1 pseudogene is annotated in these 900 nt (G+C 54.4%); it reads left to right on the top strand.

The features are described from left to right. A pseudogene (locus ACTHUR_RS12575) lies at nt 1-900 on the top strand (TonB-dependent receptor TdfG); the annotation flags it as partial.

Genomic DNA, 900 nt, shown 5'->3' on the forward strand with positions numbered 1-900 from the left:
TTGACCGGCTATACCGGCAAACCTTCCCCCACCGCCCTGTTGTTGGACGAAGGCATCGCGGGTACCAAGTATGCGGGCGGCAAAAGCCACACCAACTTCAAAGACGACAGGCAGCTGATGTTGTCCGCCGCCTTCAAAACCGACATTACAGACGGCCTTGCCGCATACAGCCACCGCCAAAAAGGCAACTACTACGCGGGCAAACGCGGTTATCAGAGCTACCTCAACAACCCCATTTACGGTGCAGATGCCTGTTACGACCAGTATCCCGACAAATCGCCACGGGAAAAAGACATACTCTGCAAATCTTCCGCCAGCCTGGTGCCGAATATGGCCGTCCTGTTCAGGCCGGGCGAAGAAATCATGAACAGCCACACCGACACCAAAACCCTGCTGCTGAAAAACAACTGGTATCTGCCGGGCAACCAAAAAATCAGCCTGCAATATATGGACAACAAAATCGGCTTCGGCGAAATCAACCCCCTGATAACGGCATGGATACTCGGTTTCGCCGAACAATCCCTAGACGAACCTGCGCAGCAGGCACCGGGCATAGGGACGAAAATCGACAGCAAAACCTACAAAATCGGCTACGAATGGAAGCCGCAAAACAACAAATGGATAGATTTTCAGGCCGATATGTGGCGGGTGAAGACCGACAGCAACCGCCATCAGAGCGGCGGCCCCGTCGTCGGCGTCATTACGCCCGACTATGAGTACGACCTTTGGTATTGGTGCAACATACGCAAACAGCCCTCACCTAACCTGCGGGGGGAAAGCTGCGAAAGCGCGATGACGTCGAACACCTACGGTTCGGCGCGAACCCATGAAGAAGTGCTGCGCATGATAGAAGACACGCCCGACAAAATCGCCCGCAAGCTGGCAGAATACGATGAAAAC

This window comes from Neisseria sp. P0021.S007 (assembly GCF_051956855.1).